The sequence below is a fragment of the Halioglobus maricola genome (genome assembly GCF_009388985.1).
Taxonomy (GTDB): Bacteria; Pseudomonadota; Gammaproteobacteria; order Pseudomonadales; family Halieaceae; genus Halioglobus; species Halioglobus maricola.
This window is the reverse complement of sequence record NZ_CP036422.1, coordinates 1,357,248-1,377,270: the sequence shown is the minus strand read 5'-3', so window position 1 is coordinate 1,377,270 and position 20,023 is coordinate 1,357,248. Positions and strand designations below refer to the sequence as shown.

The window sequence follows — 20,023 nt, the reverse complement described above, 5'->3', positions numbered from 1 at the left end:
GATCACAACAGGATTAAGAAAATGAGCACATTCAATTACGAAAAAGACGCCGATGGCATCGTAACCGTCACCATGGATATGACTGGCCCGGTAAACGCGATGAACGATGAGTATCGCGAAGCCATGAACGCCACCGTTGACAAGCTTGAAGCTGAAAACGGCTTGAGTGGCGTCGTATTCGCTTCTGCGAAGAAGACCTTCTTCGCCGGCGGCGACCTGAACGACCTCGTTCAGGCCAAGAAGGGCGACGAGGCCGAATTCATGGAAGTGCTGGAGGTCACCAAAGATCGCCTGCGCCGCCTTGAAAAACTACCCGTACCCGTTGTTGCCGCTATCAATGGCGCGGCTCTCGGTGGTGGTTTCGAAATCTGCCTTTCCACCAACTATCGGATTGCATACAACCACAAGTCTGTACAGCTGGGCCTGCCTGAAGTGGGCCTGGGCCTGCTGCCTGGAGGCGGTGGTGTCGTGCGCATGGTCAACCTGCTGGGCCTGCAGGCCGCCCTGCCCTATTTGCTGGAAGGCAAGAAGGTTGCACCCGAGCAGGCACTGGAAGCCGGCATGATCAACGAGACCGTCGCGTCCATCGATGAGCTGGTTCCCCGCGCGAAAGCCTGGATCCTGGAAAACAAGGAAAACGAAGAAGTCGCCGTGCAACCATGGGACCGCAAAGGCTTCCGTATTCCCGGCGGCAATGCCAGCTCACCCAAGCTGGCGCAGATGCTTTCCGCGGCCCCAGCAATGCTGTCCAAGACAACCCGCGGCCTGCTCCCTGCGCCCGAACAGATTCTCGATTGCGCCGTTGCAGCAGCGCGGGTCGACTTCGACACTGCCCTGCGCGTTGAAAGCCGTGGCCTCGCCTACCTGGCCACCACACCTCAGGCGAAGAATATGATCACCGCGTTCTTCTTCCAGATGAACAAGATAAACGGTGGCGCATCACGCCCGAAAGACATTCCACCACAGCCCACCCAGAAAGTAGGCATTCTCGGTGCCGGCATGATGGGCCAGGGTATCGCCTACGTCTCGGCCATGGCAGGTATCGAAGTTGTTCTCAAGGACATATCGATTGAAGGTGCGGAAAAAGGCAAGGCCTACACCGAGGCGCTGCTCGACAAGCGTATTGCTCGCGGCCGTATGACAGAAGAGAAGAAAGCTGCTGTTCTGGGATTGATCAAGCCGACCGCGGACGATGCCGATCTACAGGGCTGCGATCTGATCATCGAAGCTGTGTTCGAGAACATCGAGCTGAAGAACAAGATCACTGCCAGCACCGAGAAGTACCTCGCTGAAGGCGGCGTATGGGGCTCAAATACCTCTACCCTGCCTATCACAGAGCTGGCCAAGGCTTCCGAGAAGCCAGATAACTTTATCGGTATCCACTTCTTCTCTCCTGTCGATAAAATGCCGCTTGTCGAAATCATCTGTGGTGAGAAAACCAGTGACCTGGCTCTCGCCAAGGCATTTGACTACACCCGCCAGATCAAGAAGACCCCTATCGTCGTTAACGACTCACTGGGCTTCTTCACCTCGCGCACATTCGGCACCTACCTGAGCGAAGGTATGGAGCTCCTGAATGATGGTGTGTATCCAGTACGCATCGACAACCTTGGCAAAGCCGTGGGCATGCCCGTGGGCCCTCTGACCATTCAAGACGAAGTGAGTCTCGAGCTGGGGCGCAAAGCCGCTGAAACCCACAAAGAAATGGGTGTGTACGGTTTCTTCGGCGACATGACCACACAGGAAACCATGATTGATTTCATGATTACCCAGAATGGTCGCGGTGGTCGCTATCACGGTGGTGGATTCTACGAGTACACGGATGAAGGCAAAACTATCTGGCCCGGCGTCGTCGACAAGTTCTACGATGAAAGCTACGAGATAGCCGACGATGAAATCAAGGACCGTCTGTTGTTCCGCCAGGTGATCGAGTCCCTGAAGTGCCTCGAAACCAATGTGCTACGCACAGTCGCCGACGGCAATATCGGCTCTATCATGGGCATCGGTGCACCAGTATGGACTGGCGGTTTCCTGCAATTCGTCAACACCTACGGTCTGGAGAACTTCCAGCAGCGCTGTGCTGAACTTGCCGAACAATATGGCGAGCGGTTCACCTGTCCCGCTATCGTGGCCGAGAAAATCGCATCTGGCGAGACCTTCGCGTAAGCTCCATCCGATGAAAGGCGGCCGTCCCGGCCGCCTGATTTTCTAAAAAATAGAGAGGAAGGTGGAAGATGAACTTCGATATTCCAGAGGACATAGTCGACTTTTTGAAGGAAGTTGACGACTTCATTCACACCAAGATCACGCCTCTCGAGCAGACTGACGACAACATCCGCTTCTTTGACCATCGACGCGAGGACGCTCGGACAGATTGGGACAGAGAAGGCCTACCCAATGAACAATGGGAAGCGCTGATGGCCAAGGCCAAAGCGCTGGCGATTGAAGCAGGCATCTTCAGCTATCCCTTCCCTGAGGAGCACGGCGGGCGCAACGGCAGCAACCTGGGCATGGCGATTATTCGCGAGCACCTTGCAGCCAAAGGCCTGGGGCTGCACAACGACCTGCAGAACGAACACTCTGTAGTGGGCAATAATATCGGCCTGCTTCTGATGCTCGAGTACGGCACTGAAGAACAAAAGTCCGAATGGCTGGATGGTCTCAAGAACGCCACATCGGCCTTTGCCTTTGGTATTACCGAGCCCGCCCACGGCTCTGACGCCACCTGGATGGAAACCGGCGCGGTGAAGGACGGCGATCACTGGGTGATCAACGGCGAGAAAACCTGGAATACCGGTGTGCACATTGCGCAGTGCGACATGGTAATGGCACGCACCTCCGGTGAGCCTGGCAGTGCGCAGGGGATCACCGCCTTCATGGTTCCGATGGATGCACCCGGTGTAAAGGTTGAGGAGTATCTGTGGACCTTCAACATGCCCACGGATCACGCCCATGTCAGCTTTACCGACGTGCGGGTCCCCGCATCATCTATTTTCGGCGGTGAGGGCCGCGGCCTGCAGATCGTGCAGCACTTCTTCAACGAAAATCGTATTCGCCAGGCTGCTTCCAGCCTCGGCGCTGCACAATACTGCGTGAATGAGGCGGTCCAGTATGCGCGGGAACGAAAGCCTTTCGGCAAAGCGCTGGCGACCAATCAGGGCATCCAGTTCCCGCTGGTAGATCTCCAGGCCCGCTGCGAAATGCTCAGGGCACTGATCCACAAAACCGCCTGGCTGATGGACCGCGACGGTGCCTTCTCCGTCTCCGACAAGGTATCCATCTGCAACTACCAGGCCAATCGCCTGGTCTGTGAAGCCGCAGATACTGCCATGCAAGTGCACGGCGGCATGGGCTACTCACGCTATAAACCCTTTGAGCACATTTATCGCCACCACCGCCGCTATCGAATCACCGAAGGCGCTGATGAGATTCAGATGCGCCGTGTGGCTGGATACCTGTTCGGATTTATGAACCAGCGAAAACCCAAAGGGGTTAGTTGATGCCGGGCGACGGGTCAATGCACGAACAGCTTGAATTGGTTCTGGCCAGGGAAGTCGCCGGTTTCAAATCGCTGCTTTCCTGCAAACAACTCACCGCCGGCGCCAGTCAGGAGACGTTCCGGATCCAACTGGAAACTGACGATGGAGAGCGTCTACTCGCCCTGCGCCGCTGCCCACCGACGCTCGCTGGCAAATCTGTTCCTGGACAGTTAGCGCTGAGCACGGAAGCTCACCTGCTGCGACTGGCAGCCAGTGCCGAGATTCCGGTTCCTGAGTTGGTCTATCTCCTCCAGGCCGAGGACTGTCTCGGTGACGGTTACCTGATGGAGTGGCTCGAGGGCGAAACACTCGGCCAGCGCATCGTGCGCTCGGAGGCTTACGCCGCGGTTCGCCCACGACTCGCACGACAGTGTGGCGAAGCGCTCGCCCGCATACACGCGATCGAGGTAGATGAACAACTGACCGCCTTGCTGCCCACGATCAGCCCCGAAGCCCTGATTAACGATACCTGGGATATTTACAAAGCACTCAACGTACCCGAGCCGATGATCGACTTCAGCGCACGCTGGTTGTTGGACAACCTGCCTGCGAACACGCGCAACGCTTTGGTGCACGGCGATTTCCGCAATGGCAATCTGATGATTGACGAGAACGGCATACGGGCCGTGCTGGATTGGGAACTCACCCAGATAGGCGACCCTGTACGCGATCTTGGCTGGCTTTGCGTCAACTCCTGGCGCTTCGGACAGACGGATCTTACGGTAGGAGGATTCGGCACTATCGAAGACCTTCTCGAGGGCTACCATGCCGTCTCTGGTGAAGAGATCAGCCGCGCCGACCTGACCTTTTGGCAAGTATTCGGCTCCTTCTGGTGGTCGATTACCACGCTGGCGATGGCCGCTACCTGGCGCTCTGGCGAGACGCCTAGCCTCGAACGTCCGGTCATCGGCAGGCGCTCCTCTGAGGGCCAAATGGATTGTGTGAACCTGTTGTGCCCGGGGGAATTCGACCTCCCCGGCAAAATGATGACAGACCACGGAGATCAGCTGCCGATGCCGGCTGAATTGCTGGAAGGCGTACGCAAATTTCTGAGGGAAGACGTGGCCGAAAATCAGACCGGCCGCACTGCCTTTCTGGCCAAGGTTGCTGCGAACTCTCTAGGCATTGCCCAGCGAGAGCTACTCCACGGCCAGGCACTGGCGCTGTCTGAACACAAGCGCTTGGAAACCTTACTGGGGGACGGCGAACTGGGAGCGCTGCGCTGGGAATTAGTCAACAAACTGCGCGAGAAACTACCGCTGGAAACGCCGGGCTTAGCCGAGCACCTGAGGCAAACCGTAGCCGGACAACTGGCAATAGACCAGCCTCACTACTCAGCCTTCAACGCCCTCACGTGACTCACGGATGCGCCGCAATGCATCCTGCAGCGACGACATCATCACTGCCGTAGACACGCCCACCATCAGCACACCATTCACCGACTGCAACGGTCCGAGAATACGATGCTCCTCACTCATCACGATATCACCGTAGCCCAACGTGGCGAAGTTCACTGCAGAATGATAGAACGCGGTGTAAAAGTCGGTGAACTCGTCGAGTTGAATGAACAGCGCTGCCCAAATAGCGATCTGAATAAAATTCCCCATCACCAAGACCAGCATGACACCGCTAATCACGCCAAGCGTGCTGAAAAACGATGGGCCGCTTTCCGGATCCCGGTGTCTAGCGTAAAAACCAATCGACAAAACGACCAGTAAAGCCTGAACGAACAGGCAAATAACCATGACCCCCATTCCAATAATCAGATTGAGCATTAGGGTGCCTCCATTAACAGTTTTTTCTGTTGTTGACGCCGTTTGAGATTATCCAGAAAAACAAGAGCACCCCAGGCGTATAGGGTCACTAACAGGAACAGGCCAAACCGAACCAAAAAGGCCGTGGTTGGATCCTTGCCATTCGCACTGTCCGCCACTGCTGGCCCGACAAAGATTAACAGCGTAATTAACACGTTTTGCCAGTAGGAAGGTGCACGCCGAGTTGGCACCACTCCATACAGCCGCGAAACAATGAACACACTAAATATCAGCATCCACAAAAAGAACATCCACAAATTGGGCGTGAGCTTCAGGCAACCCCAAAAAATTACTGCCAAAAACCCCGCCATCATCGTGGAGCCGAGTAGTTCTGCACCAGCACCTTTTACCGACGTCTCTTCAGCCTGCTGTCCGAGGGCAACTGACTTCATAATTATCGGCGCGTAGAACGTGGGATTCGTCAAGCCCAGAAGATAGGCGGGAAAGACGATCAGCGTCGCCCGGGCGGCAAGCCAAGCGGATTCCTGAGGCTCAGGCGTCGGTGGCTCAGGAGCTGCGGCATCTGTTTCCGGGAAAAAGGGATAAACCCCCCACTGGCAGACAATGGCAATCGCGATGCAGATCATCATTTCCTGAATCAGCAACATCGCGAGCGCATAACTTAGCTGGCCCATCATCGTGATCAGCGTAAGCCCGACAACAAGCAATGCACCTACCGGCCCCTTGCCTAGATTGAGCGTTGCGTAGTTCGCGACCAATAAACCCAGAAACACCAGCAACAGACCTACAAACGGGTAATGCGTCAGCATCGGGGTAATCAACAGGCCTACGCCGAGAAATATTGCCACCAACAGCGGTGTCACTATCAGGCCTTTAAAGCCAGGCGGTGGCTTGGGTTGAGCTGCCAGCATAAAGGCGAACAAGGGCGCCATAAACGGCATACTCAGGGCCAGTGAGTACCCTGCCACAAGGGCCAGCGAAACATTGAAGCTGAGCCGGAATACGCGCCTTGCGCCGATATGCATGGTGATCACCCCGCCCTAGTAGGCGTAGGACATGATGCTCATAAATCGGATGTAAATATGGCCGAGCATTTTAGTCAGCCAGGCGCCCTCACTGTAGGCTATCACTGCGGCCTGGCCACCAATACGTAACTGGCCCAGCAACGCCTCGTTCTGTCGGGGGTCGAACTTCACATTTACCGGGAAGCGCTGGGATTGGCGCAACCAGTCTCGATTATTGTCGATACTGGGCAATGTACCGGGCTGGGTGGGCTGACTGGAAGCTATACCCAGACCGATATTGCTGACCTGGCCATGAAATACCTGGCCAGGTAGGGAATCAAATACAATTTCCACTGGAGTTCCCTGGGTCATATGACCCAGGTTGTTCTCGGTAAATTCAGCCTGGATCCAGACATCGCTGAGTGATATCAGGGTCATCACTGGGTGACCTGCGCCGGCAAATACACCCACATCAACTTTCAAATCGGTAATCTCACCGCGATCGGTAGCCGTTACTGTGGTGTAGGCCAAATCCAATTCGGCCTTCTCCACGCCCGTGCGGGCGATGGCCAGAATGGTATTCATCTCCTCTGAGGAGTCCCCGCCCTTGGCGTTAATTGCCTGCTGTATTGTTGCTCTGGCAGCAACCACCGCCGCCTTGGACTGGTCTAACGTCGCCTGGGAGACCTCCAGACGCCGGGTTGAAATCGTCCCCGGATCCTCATCATAGAGACGCTGGAGCCGGTCTGTATCTTTCTGGGCCTTCTCGAGATTGGCCTGCGCTGCACTCAGGTTCGCCCTCGCTGCCTCAACCGCGGCATCGCCCGCATCTACTTGACTCAGCGCATTCTGGTAGTCCGAACGAGCTTTGGTCAGCGCTATTTCATATTGGGAAGTATCAATCTGAAATAGCGGCTCTCCTGCTTCAACGCGCTGGTTACCTTCCACCAGTACTTCGGTGACCACACCCGACACCTGCGGAGCAACTCCAATCACGTAACCCTGCACACGCGCCTGCGTTGTATAAGGTGTGTAACGATCCGAGGAGAGGTACCAGCTGAGACTAAGCAAAATCACAACGACAATCGCGATGCCGCCTTTCTTTACACCTTCGCCAGCACTCTCGTCGCTCGGCTGCTGCTCTGGTTTGCCCTTGGTTTCACTCATTCTTCACCTAACCTAGTTGTCTTATTGCGCGGGCACGGGCGCAGGATCATCCAACATCCCGTCCCAATCTGTTCGCTCTTCCATGATCTGACGTAGCTCAGCCGGGACAAGGTCATCCGCAGTTGCCGGCTTCCATCCACCACCGAGAGCTTTATAAAAATCAATCACAGAGCTGATGTGCTCGCCCTGGTTGGCAACGTAAGCAGAAGAGCGAGCAGCGCGAGACTGCTGGGCCGTGAGCACACGCTGGAAATCTGAATAGCCTTCCTGATAACGCTTGGTAGAAAGCACCAGGGAGCGTTCTGCGGCTTCCAGCGCTGTAGCTAGAAGCTCTTGCTGGTCGCGGGTTTTGACGACACTGATGGCTGCGTTATCGATCTCCGATGCGGCTGCCAGCACCGTGAGTTGGTATGCCTCAATAGTCTGCTGTAAACGCACGTCCTGGATCCTTACCTGATTCTCGATACGATCGTAGTTAAACAGGTTCCAGGTAAAACTGGGGCCAAAGCCCGTGGTCAGAGTATCGTTCGTTGCGTCCAAGGAGTTACCCGACCAACCGATGGTGCCAAACAGCGAAATTGAAGGGTACAAGTCAGCCTTGGCAACGCCAATCTGTGCAGATTGGGCGGCGACAGTCCAGGCAGCAGTGCGCACGTCGGGTCGGCGCATCAACAAGGCCGCCGGGTAAGCATCAATGAAGATCGGGTTCAGACTTGGCAGCGTCGCCGGCACACCCTCCAACTCGGGAATATTGCCGGGCTCGCGGCCCAACAAAATGGCCAGCGCATTAGCAATCTGTTGCAGGCTGATCTCGAAATTCGGAATAGAAGAAAGTGTCGCCAGATACTGAGTGCGAGCCTGCTGCACATCCAGCTCAGCCGACTGGCCACTCTCATACAGTTTGGTGGTGATATCCAGGCTGCGCTCTTGCAACGCCGCGTTTTCCTTGGCGATATCGATCAACCGTGCTGTGGTGCGCCAGGCAAAGTACGCCTGGGCTACCTGCGCTGCCAGAAGTACCTGGGCATTCTGCTGATTAGTAACTGAAGCGAAGAAAGCGGCATCGGCGGATTCTACGCCGCGGCGATACTTACCCCAGAAATCGGCTTCCCAGGCAACGTCAAAGCCGGCGTTGTAGGCATTGAGGTCAGAGCGATCACCAGAGTTATCTCCCTCCGTAGGCCAGCTATCAGATCGAGCCCAGGAACCACTGGCGCGTTGCACCTGAGGATATTGCAAGCCGCTGGCGACACCGAGCACTGCCCTACTTTCCAGTACGGACAAGCCGGCAAGACGCAGCGTGGGGTTTTCAGTCCTCGCGGTCGCAATTAACTCATTGAGAACCGGATCGTTAAGAGCCGACCACCAGAAACTGAGGTCGTCGCTCTCGCCCGAGGTGGACAATGTCTGACCGTATAGATCTGTTTCCCAGGTCTGCAGCCAATCTACTGTGGGCTCTTCATAGTCTGGCCCCAGTGTGGTGCAGGCCTGCAGCGCCAGCAGGGCACATCCCGTGGCCAGCGCTTTCGCCGTTCGGCTCATTCAGTCGCCTCAGCCTCGGTAGCCGCTGCCGCTTCCGCCGCCTCTTCTGCCTCGTGCATGGCAACCCACTTCATGAACAGCTGATAACCCACCGCCAGCACCACGGCGCCAACGAACAGGCCGACAAAGCCCATGGACATCATGCCACCCAGGGCGCCCAGCAATATCACCGGCATGGGCGCATCAACACCGCGACCGAGGAGCATAGGCTTGAGGAAGTTATCCGAAAGGCCGGCAGCCAGCAGGTATATTGACCAGATAATATTCATCACTTGAGAGTGATCACTGGCCTTAAATAACCAGATAATCACTGGAATAATCACCAGGGTAGCCGGCAGCTGCATGATCGCCAGCAGCAACACCACCAGGGCCAGTAGCCCGGCAACCGGGACTCCTGCAGCCAGGAAACCCACGCCAACCAACACGGCCTGAATAAAGGCCACACCGAGCACGCCCGCTGCCACTGAGCGGGTTGTCATGGTTGCCAGGGTATGCACCTCACTACCGTGTTTTGGTCCCACGATGCGGACGATAATGCTGTCCATGGCAGCACTGCCACTCTCGCCGAAGGCCATCATAATACCGGCGACAATAAGCGCTCCGAGGAACAGGAAAACCGTGCCAACGGTGCTCTTGGCAGCGGCCATTCCGCTACTGACCAGCGATTCGATGGAGGTCTTGTTCGCTTCAATAAACGCGGGAAGGTTAGCAGACGCGGCTGACCATGCCTTATAGACATCCTCTCCGACCACCGGCCAGTCCGCCACTGTTTCTTTCGGCGGTTTCAGATGAAGCGTTCCCGCCTGATAACGGTCTGCAACTGAGGTGGCGTGCTCGGCGATTGAACTCCCCAGTAAGACCATGGGGATACCAATGCCAAACAATCCAATCAACACAATAATTGTCGAAGCCCGACCCTGATTACCGCCCAGCTTTTGAGCGAGGCTCTGGTGCAGAGGGTAGATCGTCACCGCCAGAATAAGGGCCCAGATCATAAGGCTCATAAAGGGGCTGAAAACCTGAAACGACAAGATGACCATCAATGCGATGAGACTCACACGGATCAAGGCATCGGTAAATTCCTGAACGGTCATAGCGTGACCAAGCTTGTCGCTATCACTCATGTTTATTCCTCTATTATTGAAAATTGCTAGCCGCGGGCTGAAGCAGTCTGCATTATTTATCGTTAGTGTAGCGCGCTTCGGCAACTTCTGGCACTACAAATGTAACGCCAGATGGATTGACACTTGGGGCCCGCACCACCAAACTCTTGAGCCACAAAATTCGCTAATAACAGGCCCGATAACGACCATGCTGGTACATCACTACCTCGAGTACTACGGGCGCAATATGCCTGACCTTCACTGCCTATCTTCTGAGGGTGCCACTTATAGCTACGGCGAGGTGAACGCGCGCGCCAATCGCCTGGCACATGGCTTGCTCAGCCTTGGGGTAGATGCGGGCGAACGCGTGGGTATTCTCGGTGAAAACGATCTCGCGCACCTGTTACTGTATATGGCGACCAGTAAAATCGGCGCCGTAAGCGTCTCTCTCAACTACCGCCTGGCGCCAGCCGAACTCGCCTATATCATTGATGATGCGAATTGTCGCGCACTGCTCGCGCTCGACGGCATGGGTGACACTCTTGGCGAACTTCGCAGCCAGGTCGATAGCAACATAAGCGTGATTTCCCAGGGTTTTGAGAACACGCTCATACTCGATACATGGAGTGCCAATTTCCCCGCGACCAATCCCGAGCGGGAAATCAGCCCAAACTCTGCCTTTGTCCAGCTCTATACCAGCGGCACCACAGGCAACCCCAAAGGTGTGGTCAGCTCACACTTCAATATGCTGTCTCTGGCCGCAATGAATACCGCGGCAACGCCGCATCGGCCCAGCCCCGGATACTCCACCATTCTATGTGCTCCTATGTTCCATATTGGCGGCACAGGCTCGATCGTCTACAACGTCAGCCACGGCATGCACACCCTGATGCACCGGGTGTTCGACCCAGCACGCATCGTGGACGACATCGAAACACACGGCGTTAACAACATTTTTATGGTGCCCGCTATGATTATGGCGGTACTGCAGTTGCCCAACATTGAACAACGTGACTTCAGCAAACTGAAGCAGGTTTTTTACGGAGCATCGCCTATTTCGGAATCTGTCCTGCGCCGCGCGCTGGACATTTTCCAGTGCGACTTCATCCAGATGTACGGCATGACCGAAACCACCGGCACCGTGGTGAACCTCACCGCCGACGACCATCGCAAAGCGCTGGATGGTCGCCCCGAACTACTGCGTTCCTGCGGTCGCCCCTCAGTGGGAGGTAAGGCCAAGGTTGTCGACTCGGCAGGCGCAGAAGTACCGACGGGGGACATCGGGGAGATCTGGCTTCACTCCGATACAAACATGCTCTCCTACTACAATCTTCCCGAGGCCACTGCGGCCAATCTCACCGACGGCTGGGTGCACACGGGTGACGCGGGCTATATGGACGAGGAAGGCTATTTGTACCTAAAAGACCGCATGAAAGACATGGTGGTCAGTGGCGGCGAGAATATCTATCCAGTGGAGGTAGAAAATGCGCTCGCGAAACACGAGGCAGTACAGGACGTCGCCGTGATCGGCGTACCGGATGAAAAGTTTGGCGAGGCACTACTTGCTTTCGTAGTGCTGGCAGAGGATGCGAGTCTCGAGGCCGAGGAGATGGTGGCATTCTGCCGGGAGCACATTGCCGGTTACAAGATCCCGCGAAAACTGGAAATCGTCGAAGAATTACCGCGCAATCCCTCGGGCAAAATTCTGAAGAAGATCCTCAGAGAGCCCTACTGGGCAGATGCCGGAAGAGGGATTGGCTGAAGCCGGGCAAACCTGCCCCAGACATCCCATCATTTGGGCGTGAGATGAACCTTGCGCCGCGAATGCTCCATCAGCGCCCATAGAATGTTGCTGGAGCTGACCTGACCGACCAGTTTGCCATTGTCCAGCACAGGCCTGCGACGCTGTCGTGTGTCCAGCATTGACTGGGCAACTTCAACAATCCCGTCCTGGGGTGAGCAGGTAGATAGATCCGTACTCATCGCATCTTTGACCAGAGAGTGCTCGGGATCGCCATCGTTATACACCGCAGTCAGCACAGCTTTAATGCAATCGAGTTCAGAGAGAATACCCACGGCATTGCCCTGGGCGTCAGTCACAGTAAGACCAGTGAGCTTGTACTCAACAATGGTTTCTATTGCCTCGACAAGGTGGGCATCACTGCCAATCGTCAGGGGATTGCGGCGCATGCAATCACTTATAACGCTAGGTCCTGGCATAGGTATACTCCGGTGTTATGAGCCTTTCACCCTACTATAGCAGGCTTACGCCGCTTCAGCGGGTGGCTCAGGCTTTTTTGTGGAGGCCGGCTTCCCGGAGGCCGGCTTCCCGGAGGCCGGCTTTCCGGAGGCCTTCTTGCGGGGAACAGCCTTTCGTTTGGCAGCCGCCTTTTTCTTTTTCGGTGCAGGCTTCTCGCTTTCTGCGCTGGCACTCTGTTCCCGCAGTGCCGAGCGATCAGCACGTTTGGGCGGCGGGCGTCGACGAGATGCACGGGGGCGATGAAATTCTTTCTCATCCGGGCGCAGGTCGCCTGATTCGAAACGCAGCAGGATCTCTTCCATGGTACGGCTAATCCGGGTGCACAGGCGAATCTGCTCCACCTGCGGGTAAGCAGAATGCTGACCACCTTCCATCAGCTCAATCAGATCGTTTTCGGAGATGTGCGCTAGCAACTTGGTGGGGTTATACCACTTGAAGCTGGGTACGATATTGATATCCCCGCTGTAGTCCTGATCCATTAAAGCGTGCACGGTATTGAGCATATAGTTGAAGCGCGGCCAGGTGTCGCCCTGTTTCTGGGCAATGCCTCGATAGAAATTCAAAAGCTCGCGACCCACCCCCGCGCCGAGTGAACCGAGAGCGCGCGCAAGAGCGCTGCGATCCTGATCGCGATCAAGGAAAGGGGTGGCAATAGGGTTAACCATACTGACGATATAGTGGTTAGTGCTGTACAAACGGGACAGGCGTTTGGCCGGCAAATCGTCCGCGATAGATCCATCCACCCACTTGCGTGTAGGGAGATACGTCTGAGCTTCGCCATGCATGTTCTTGGCCATAAGCGTAACAGGCGGAAACACTCCGGGTACGGCGCAAGAAGCCATAACGGCAGAGCGGATCAACACATTGGGCGACGTGATTGCATTCAACAGGCGCGAGCGCTGATGCGGCTCTGAAGGCGCCACGGTAATGCTAATCTGGCGACCTGTTTTCTCATAGGCTTCCTGGAATGTCAGGTCCGGCACCATGCGAGCGATCAGGCGCTCCAGGTCACCCACATCGATCTGAGGGTTCGAGCCAAAGAACATGCTGGTGAAAGCGCTCGCTTCACGTTCCGCCTCAAAATGCACATTGGCAGGCAGGAAAAAGTGTTCCAGTTCCTTGTCTGTATGGGTACCTACAACGCCGGCCATTATCGAGCCAGCGCTGGAACCTGAGATCACCCGCGGCAGCAGGCCCTGGTCCATCAGGGTTTTTACAACGCCCAGATGATAAAAACCGAGAACCCCTCCTCCCGAAAGCATAAGCGCGGAACGACCGAAGCAAATATTGGCGCGGTAGAAGAAATCGAGCTTCTCCTGTACGTCAATGACGTCGCCGGGCAACTCTGCCAACAGACGCATGCATTCATCAATTTCATCAATGTATTGTTCGACAAGGCGTTTGGTACCGAAATTGGCCCGGCGGTACAGGCTGGCGCGGCCCATGCCACCCATATTGCCGTGAATTCCCTCGTTCAGGGTGTACAGGAGACCATGATAATCATGGCGCGCACGCAAACTGCGCAAACGGTCCAGACGCAGGCGAATCTGGGCGAAATCGTACTGTGTCGTCTGGTCAACCTCGCGCCAGCGCTTGGCGCCACTCAGTTCGTCGTGCTCCGAAGCGGCTTCACACCACTGCTCGTAGCTCTCGGCTTGGTACATCTGCTTTTCGAGCTTTTTCAGCTTTCGGGATTTGCGCACGGGATACCTCTATTGCGATAAAAATGACACCAGGTGGGGCTCCAAGCATAAAACATTCCCCCGCTCTGTCATACCAGTTTGTGGGCTGTGGGCTCTCGCCACCTTGATCACGATCAATCCAATTGCACCGGTATTCACGTACAACACCTGGAGGCGTGTTAAAACTGCCAAAAACGCATAAAATACAAATAGTTATCATCAATAAACAAAACTAGGGGTCCAATTTGCGCGCCTACCTGTACGTCGCGGTCATCCTGCTGGTCATCTTCGGTGGCATTTCAGGCTATCTGTACAACAAGTTCAGTGCCTTCGCGAGTATGGACTTCAGCCCTCCTCCCGCGACTGTCGCCGTCGCCACCGCTCGCGCTGACACCTGGCCTTCGCTGCTTGAGGCCGTGGGCACTATCCGCGCCGTGCGCGGTGCCAATCTAGCTGCTGAAACGAGCGGGGAAGTCACCGACATCAGTGTGGTCTCTGGCCAGGAAGTTGCGGCGGGGCAACTGTTGCTTACCCTCAACGACAGCCTGGAACAGGCGAGTCGAGGCCGCGCAGAGGCAAACCTGGTTCTCGCACAGCAGCTGTATGAGCGCGACGAAAGCCTGATCAAACAAAAATCCATTCCCCAAAGCCAATTCGATCGCTCCAAGGCAGACCTTGATATCGCTATTGCCAGCATCGCGGAAATTGAGGCCCAACTAGACAACAAACGCATTGTGGCGCCCTTTGCCGGGAGAGTCGGCATCATCGAGGTGAAGACAGGCGACTACATTAGCTCCGGTACATCGATCACTACCCTGCAGGATTTGTCGGCACTGGAGATAGACTTTTCAGTGCCAGCGCGCCACTTTCCGGACCTTCGCCCTGGCCTGGTAATCTCAGTGCGCACCGCGTCGTCCGAACGCGCCTTCTCAGCAACCCTCAAGGCTGTCGACTCAGCTGTCGACACAGGCACGCGTAACCTCGCACTGAAGGCCGCGCTGAACGAGAGCGAAGGGATATTGCCGGGAATGTTCGCTCAGCTTGAAATCGACCTTGGTCAGCCGCGCGAGGTCATCACCTTGCCGGAAACCGCGGTTACCTATTCTCTACAGGGGGATACGGTCTACGTCGTTAGTGACCAGGGCGAAGGCTTACAGGTTATGCCGAGAGTTGTCGCTAGCGGCGAAGTCCGCGATGGGCGGATCGCGATTCGCAGCGGCGTCGAACTCGGTGAACGCATAGTGAGCGCAGGCCAGAACAAACTCTATCGAGGCGCCCCTGTCGTTCTCGAAGAGAACCCGGCGGCCTTCACCCAATGAGGTTCACCGATCGATTTATACAGCGCCCAGTGCTGGCCATCGTGGTCAGCAGCCTGTTGCTCCTGCTGGGTGGCGCGTCGCTCTCGAAAGTCGGCTTGCGTGAGTTCCCGGAACTGGAACGCAGCGTAATCTACATCCAAACAGTGTACCCGGGCGCAAGCGCTCGCACCGTTCAGGGCTTTGTTACCAATCCGCTACAGGTCAGCATTGCAGGGGCCAGAGGCATTGAGTATATGGCATCCGAGAGCACCTCCGGCGTGTCATCCATTACCGTACACGTCCGCCTTGGCGAAAACAGCACCGACGTGCTCAACGAGGTCATCGCGAAGGTAAACGAGGCACGCGGCGAGCTACCCCGCGACATCGAGGACCCGGTGATATCCAATGCCGCAGGCGAAGATGCCATGATTTATATTGGCTTTTACAGCGAGCAAATGTCGGCCTATCAGGTAACGGATTTTCTTTCGCGCAACGTGCAGCCGGAGTTGGCCACCTTGCCTGGTGTCGGCAAAGCCGGGATATTTTCCCGCCGCTTGGCCATGCGAGTCTGGCTCGACCCGGTGCGTATGGCCGCCTTTGGCATTACTGCGACCGACATTAACAATGCGATCCGCCGCGACAATTTCATCTCCGCAGCGGGCGCCACTGAAGGCGAGTACGTGCGTGTAACGGTAGATGCGCGTACCGATCTTCAATCCTCTGAAGATTTCGCCAACCTGGTGGTACGCCAGGTCGACGATGAGCGGGTCCGGCTGGGTGATGTTGCCACCGTGGAGTTGGATGCCGAATCCAATCAATTCAAATCCCTGTCCAGCGGCCGCGATGCGGTGTTTATGTCGATCACACCAGCCCCGGATGCCAACCCCCTGGAAGTCTCACGCGGCGTACACGAACTGCTGCCCCGCCTCGAGGCCATGTTGCCAGCTGACATGGAGATGCTGCTGGACTGGGACGGCTCAGTCGTCATCGACGAGGCCCTGGCCGAGGTCACCGCAACACTGCTGGAAGCTGTCGCCATCGTGATCCTGGTTATCTTCCTGTTCTTAGGCTCATTCAGAGTGGTGCTGATTCCGCTAGTCGCAATTCCACTATCGCTGATCGGTGTCGTATTCTTTATCTGGATTATGGGCTTTTCCCTGAATCTTCTCACTCTGCTCGCGATGGTGATTGCCATCGGCCTGGTGGTAGACGACGCCATTGTGGTTGTCGAAAATGTACATCGGCACATCGAAAATGGCGCCACACCGTTGGACGCTGCTCTGGCTGGTGCCAGGGAAGTGGCGCTACCCGTCATCGCAATGACCCTGACACTCGTAGCGGTCTATGCGCCAATCAGCTTTATTGGCGGCCTCACCGGCGCCCTGTTCAGCGAATTCGCGCTTACCCTTGCCGGTGCCGTCGTAATCTCTGGAGTGGTGGCACTCACCCTCAGCCCGATGATGTGCTCTCGAGTCCTCAAAGACGCTGAACACCAGGGCCGATTCGCCGACTGGCTGGATCATCGCTTCGAGCAATTGATTGCCCTATATCGCAGGGTGCTGACTGCCTGCCTGGGGAATCGCGGCGCGGTACTACTACTCGCGTTCTGCCTGCTCGCCAGCCTTCCCATTCTGTTCACGCTAGCCCAGGAGGAACTGGCGCCTGAGGAAGATACCGGGGGCATTTTCATGGTGGGTAATGCGCCGCGCTACGCCAACCTTGAATACTCCGACTACTATCTCGATCAGGTCGTCGATATCTGGAAAGAAATCCCGGAGTTCAGCCACTCCTGGCAGGTGATACAGCCCGGCAGTAACTTTGGCGGCATCACTCTGTTCCCCTGGAGCGAACGCGAGCGCAAGCAGAAAGAAGCGATCACCGAACTACAGGGCAAGCTCTCCACTGTGGCAGGCATGGAATTATTTGCCTTTCCATCACCATCACTCCCCGGCGCAGACGCTGGCCTGCCAGTGAGCTTTGTGGTCGCGTCAACAGCCGACTATACAGAGGTGAAGCGCATCGGCGACGAGTTGCTGCAGGCGGCACGCGAATCGGGTCTGTTTGCCTTTGTAACCCAGAGCCTCGACTTCGATCGCCCGGAAATTGTCTTGCATGTGGATAGGGAACGCGCTGCGCGCCTGGGCATCTCAATGCAATCAATCGGCGAGACACTCGCAGTGATGCTGGGTGAAGCGGAAGTGAATCGATTCACCCAGGAGGGCCGCAGCTACAAGGTCATACCGCAGGCAAGCCGCAATTTCCGCATGACCCGGGAAGAGCTGGAAAAATACTATGTTCGCACGAGCAGCAGCGACCTGGTGCCGATGTCTGCCGTAGTAAGGCTGGAGAGCCAGGTAGAACCCAATTCGCTCGACCAGTACCAGCAGCTCAACAGCACGACGGTACAAGGTATTGTCATGCCCCCCAACTCACTGGGGGCCGGGCTGGAATTTCTCGAGGAGAAACTTGCGGAGATCGCCCCGCCCAGTTTCCGCGCCGGCTATACAGGCGCATCCCGCAGGTTCGTTCAGGAAGCGGCGTCCTTTCCCATTCTGTTCAGCCTGTCGATGATGCTGATATTCCTGGTCCTCGCCGCCCAGTTCAACAGTTTTCGGGATCCTGTCGTTGTCCTGGTCACAGTGCCACTTTCGATCTTCGGGGCGATCGTACCGATAGCGCTGGGCTTTGCCACGCTCAACATATACACCCAGGTTGGTCTGCTGACACTGATCGGCTTGATCAGCAAGCACGGTATTCTGATTGTTGAGTTTGCCAACAAACTGGCAGATCAGGGTGTCGACAAACGCGAGGCGGTGTTGGTCGCGGCCAGCCAGCGACTGCGCCCTATCCTGATGACGACATTCGCTACCGTGCTAGGTGTCTGGCCACTGGTGATGGCCTCAGGTGCAGGCGCAGAAAGCCGCTTCAGCATCGGCCTGGTCATCACTGCCGGCATGCTCGTCGGCACATTGTTTACGCTGTTTATTGTGCCGGTGTTCTACCTGCCATTTCGACGAGCCGCTGAAAATGATAGTGCGGTAATCGCCGCGCCTGCTTCGAGTTAGTCTGGCTTATCTTCAGCGCGGGCTGCGCCCTTGTACTCTTCCATCAGGTGCCGTTTGTAGAGCTTACCGTTATCCAGACGCGGCAGCTCGCGGTGGAAATCGAGCGCTTTGGGCAACTTGATATGTGAGATACGCTCGCGCAGCCACTCCATAATTTCGATCGCTGTTTCGTCAGTCGCATCTACCCAGTTCATGGGTTCGACAACCGCCTGCACCTTCTCGCCAAACTCGTCGCAGGGAACGCCAAACACCGCAACATCAGCCACTTTTTCGTGATTGATCAGCATGTTTTCAATTTCTTGAGGATAGATATTCACCCCGCCGGAAATGATCATGAAATTCTTGCGATCGGTGAGATAGAGAAATCCGTCGTCATCGACGTAGCCGACATCGCCGGTCGTAGCCCAACCTCTGGCGTCGTAGGCACCTGCCGTTTTTTCCGGCTCGCCGTGATACTTGAATACGGCGGCATCACCGCCGAAATAAATTGTGCCGATCTCACCAACGGGCAGCTCATTGCCATCGTCATCAACGATATGTAACTCGCCCACAAACGCCGGCCCCACGGAACCCTTGTGACTTAACCAGCCATCAGAATCGATAATAGTGGCACCTATGCCCTCACTGGCAGCGTAGTACTCAACGATGACCGGCCCCCACCAATCTATCATTTTTTCCTTCACCTCTATTGGGCAAGGCGCTGCAGCGTGAATAGCAAACTGCATGGAACTGACGTCGTAACGGGTTCGTACTTCCTGCGGCAACTTGAGCATGCGCACGAACATAATGGGCACCCATTGGCTATGGGTAACGCGATGTTCCTCAATCAGACGCAGTGCCTGTTCCGGCTCGAATTTCTCCATCAGCACCGATGTGCCACCCTGGAAAATGCTCATCATGTTGTAGTGCAACGGCGCAGCGTGATAGAGCGGCGCGGGAGAAAGGTATACGGTTTCCTCACCAAAACCAAAAGCCTGACCAAGGGTTTTCGCCAGCCCCGGTGTCGCATCAACATCAGTCTCTGCCGGTGCCACAAATATCCCCTTTGGCTTCCCTGTCGTGCCGGAGGAATAAAGCATGGGCACGCCATTCTGCTGGTCATCGATCTCGGTCACTGGCTGTAAGTCCACCGCTTCTTCCCAGGACTCATAACCGTCGGCGATACCACCCACCATATAAAAGCTCTCTACCCCGGAAGCCACCTTGCTCACTTCAAGAACCACGTCTATCAGCTTATGGGAACCGATGAACAGTTTCGCACCACAATTTTCCAGTATATAGGCCGTCTCATCACGTTTCAGATGACTGGAGATCGGCGTATAAATCAGTCCGGAACGCTGGGCGGCCCAGCAGATTTCAAGAAAGCGAGCATTGTTTTCCATCATGAGGGCAATGTGATCGCCGGCCTTGAGGCCGAGGCTGCGAAACAGCTGCGCACCCTGGTTGGAGCGCTGGTCCAGCTGGCGATAGGTCACCATTTCCCCGGAATCACCCATGATATAGGCGGGCTTGTGCGGATATAACTCGGCGGTGTGACGTGGATGTGGCATGGCGTCTCTCTAATCCTTATCTGACTTGGTTCTTATTT

Annotated in this window: 14 protein-coding genes; 6 read left to right on the top strand and 8 right to left on the bottom strand. The window is 56.1% G+C overall.

Annotated features, from left to right (window positions below; genetic code table 11):
• Nucleotides 1–21: 21 nt before the first annotated feature.
• The 3 genes from EY643_RS06210 to EY643_RS06200 all read left to right on the top strand — a co-directional run bounded on the left by EY643_RS06210 (nucleotide 22) and on the right by EY643_RS06200 (nucleotide 4,897).
• The gene (locus EY643_RS06210; protein ID WP_152661380.1) at nucleotides 22–2,166 is read left to right on the top strand and encodes a 3-hydroxyacyl-CoA dehydrogenase NAD-binding domain-containing protein; all 2,145 of its coding nucleotides are present in this window, start codon (nucleotides 22–24) and stop codon (nucleotides 2,164–2,166) included.
• A 68-nt stretch (nucleotides 2,167–2,234) separates the two neighbouring features.
• Nucleotides 2,235–3,500, top strand: a complete 1,266-nt coding sequence (locus tag EY643_RS06205) for an acyl-CoA dehydrogenase family protein (RefSeq protein WP_152661379.1) — start codon at nucleotides 2,235–2,237, stop codon at nucleotides 3,498–3,500.
• 17 nt (nucleotides 3,501–3,517) lie between these two features.
• Nucleotides 3,518–4,897 carry a phosphotransferase family protein gene (locus EY643_RS06200; RefSeq protein WP_152661378.1) on the top strand — a complete coding sequence of 460 codons (1,380 nt, stop codon included), beginning with the start codon at nucleotides 3,518–3,520 and terminating at the stop codon, nucleotides 4,895–4,897.
• Here EY643_RS06200 and EY643_RS06195 read toward each other — a convergent pair.
• From EY643_RS06195 to EY643_RS06175, 5 genes are read right to left on the bottom strand one after another with little or no spacing between them, the layout of a single operon-like run.
• Nucleotides 4,874–5,314 (bottom strand): potassium channel family protein, encoded by a 441-nt coding sequence (locus tag EY643_RS06195; protein ID WP_152661377.1) that lies wholly within the window; start codon nucleotides 5,312–5,314, stop codon nucleotides 4,874–4,876. The genes EY643_RS06200 and EY643_RS06195 overlap by 24 nt on opposite strands.
• On the bottom strand, nucleotides 5,314–6,339 hold the full coding sequence (locus EY643_RS06190) for a DUF2955 domain-containing protein (protein ID WP_152661376.1): 1,026 nt from the start codon (nucleotides 6,337–6,339) through the stop codon (nucleotides 5,314–5,316). The genes EY643_RS06195 and EY643_RS06190 overlap by 1 nt, the downstream gene beginning before the upstream one ends.
• Before the next feature lie 15 nt (nucleotides 6,340–6,354).
• Nucleotides 6,355–7,485 (bottom strand): HlyD family secretion protein, encoded by a 1,131-nt coding sequence (locus EY643_RS06185; protein WP_152661375.1) that lies wholly within the window; start codon nucleotides 7,483–7,485, stop codon nucleotides 6,355–6,357.
• Nucleotides 7,486–7,506: 21 nt separating this feature from the next.
• Nucleotides 7,507–9,027, bottom strand: a complete 1,521-nt coding sequence (locus EY643_RS06180) for a TolC family protein (RefSeq protein WP_152661374.1) — start codon at nucleotides 9,025–9,027, stop codon at nucleotides 7,507–7,509.
• The gene (locus tag EY643_RS06175; RefSeq protein ID WP_240732841.1) at nucleotides 9,024–10,151 is read right to left on the bottom strand and encodes an AI-2E family transporter; all 1,128 of its coding nucleotides are present in this window, start codon (nucleotides 10,149–10,151) and stop codon (nucleotides 9,024–9,026) included. The genes EY643_RS06180 and EY643_RS06175 overlap by 4 nt, the downstream gene beginning before the upstream one ends.
• A 187-nt stretch (nucleotides 10,152–10,338) precedes the next feature.
• Here EY643_RS06175 and EY643_RS06170 point away from each other — a divergent pair, with 187 nt between their 5' ends.
• Nucleotides 10,339–11,892, top strand: coding sequence for a long-chain-fatty-acid--CoA ligase (locus EY643_RS06170; protein ID WP_170287299.1), 1,554 nt, complete (start codon nucleotides 10,339–10,341; stop codon nucleotides 11,890–11,892).
• Between the two features lie 29 nt (nucleotides 11,893–11,921).
• Here EY643_RS06170 and EY643_RS06165 read toward each other — a convergent pair whose 3' ends face one another.
• Both EY643_RS06165 and EY643_RS06160 read right to left on the bottom strand, forming a co-directional pair.
• Complete coding sequence (locus tag EY643_RS06165; protein WP_153240930.1) at nucleotides 11,922–12,320, bottom strand: CBS domain-containing protein; 399 nt, start codon at nucleotides 12,318–12,320, stop codon at nucleotides 11,922–11,924.
• A 75-nt stretch (nucleotides 12,321–12,395) separates the two neighbouring features.
• A complete protein-coding gene (locus EY643_RS06160; protein ID WP_152661372.1) occupies nucleotides 12,396–14,093 on the bottom strand; it encodes a DUF3336 domain-containing protein in 1,698 nt (565 codons plus the stop codon).
• Between the two features lie 224 nt (nucleotides 14,094–14,317).
• Between EY643_RS06160 and EY643_RS06155 the strand changes: the two genes are divergently transcribed.
• The gene (locus EY643_RS06155) at nucleotides 14,318–15,391 is read left to right on the top strand and encodes an efflux RND transporter periplasmic adaptor subunit (protein WP_152661371.1); all 1,074 of its coding nucleotides are present in this window, start codon (nucleotides 14,318–14,320) and stop codon (nucleotides 15,389–15,391) included.
• Entirely contained in the window at nucleotides 15,388–18,435 is a 3,048-nt protein-coding gene (locus EY643_RS06150) for an efflux RND transporter permease subunit (RefSeq protein WP_152661370.1), read from the top strand. The genes EY643_RS06155 and EY643_RS06150 overlap by 4 nt, the downstream gene beginning before the upstream one ends.
• On the opposite strand, the gene EY643_RS06145 is transcribed toward EY643_RS06150, so the two are convergent.
• Nucleotides 18,432–19,985, bottom strand: a complete 1,554-nt coding sequence (locus tag EY643_RS06145; protein ID WP_152661369.1) for an acyl-CoA synthetase — start codon at nucleotides 19,983–19,985, stop codon at nucleotides 18,432–18,434. The two genes, EY643_RS06150 and EY643_RS06145, sit on opposite strands and share 4 nt — an antisense overlap.
• Nucleotides 19,986–20,023: the final 38 nt, after the last annotated feature.

What these genes read in the sequence shown, in the direction of transcription:
- EY643_RS06210 (WP_152661380.1), top strand. Translation starts at nt 22, where the DNA reads ATGAGCACATTCAATTACGAAAAAGACGCCGATGGCATCGTAACCGTC.
- EY643_RS06205 (WP_152661379.1), top strand. Translation starts at nt 2,235, where the DNA reads ATGAACTTCGATATTCCAGAGGACATAGTCGACTTTTTGAAGGAAGTT.
- EY643_RS06200 (WP_152661378.1), top strand. Translation starts at nt 3,518, where the DNA reads ATGCACGAACAGCTTGAATTGGTTCTGGCCAGGGAAGTCGCCGGTTTC.
- EY643_RS06195 (WP_152661377.1), bottom strand. Translation starts at nt 5,314, where the DNA reads ATGCTCAATCTGATTATTGGAATGGGGGTCATGGTTATTTGCCTGTTC.
- EY643_RS06190 (WP_152661376.1), bottom strand. Translation starts at nt 6,339, where the DNA reads ATGCATATCGGCGCAAGGCGCGTATTCCGGCTCAGCTTCAATGTTTCG.
- EY643_RS06185 (WP_152661375.1), bottom strand. Translation starts at nt 7,485, where the DNA reads ATGAGTGAAACCAAGGGCAAACCAGAGCAGCAGCCGAGCGACGAGAGT.
- EY643_RS06180 (WP_152661374.1), bottom strand. Translation starts at nt 9,027, where the DNA reads ATGAGCCGAACGGCGAAAGCGCTGGCCACGGGATGTGCCCTGCTGGCG.
- EY643_RS06175 (WP_240732841.1), bottom strand. Translation starts at nt 10,151, where the DNA reads ATGAGTGATAGCGACAAGCTTGGTCACGCTATGACCGTTCAGGAATTT.
- EY643_RS06170 (WP_170287299.1), top strand. Translation starts at nt 10,339, where the DNA reads ATGCTGGTACATCACTACCTCGAGTACTACGGGCGCAATATGCCTGAC.
- EY643_RS06165 (WP_153240930.1), bottom strand. Translation starts at nt 12,320, where the DNA reads ATGCGCCGCAATCCCCTGACGATTGGCAGTGATGCCCACCTTGTCGAG.
- EY643_RS06150 (WP_152661370.1), top strand. Translation starts at nt 15,388, where the DNA reads ATGAGGTTCACCGATCGATTTATACAGCGCCCAGTGCTGGCCATCGTG.
- EY643_RS06145 (WP_152661369.1), bottom strand. Translation starts at nt 19,985, where the DNA reads ATGCCACATCCACGTCACACCGCCGAGTTATATCCGCACAAGCCCGCC.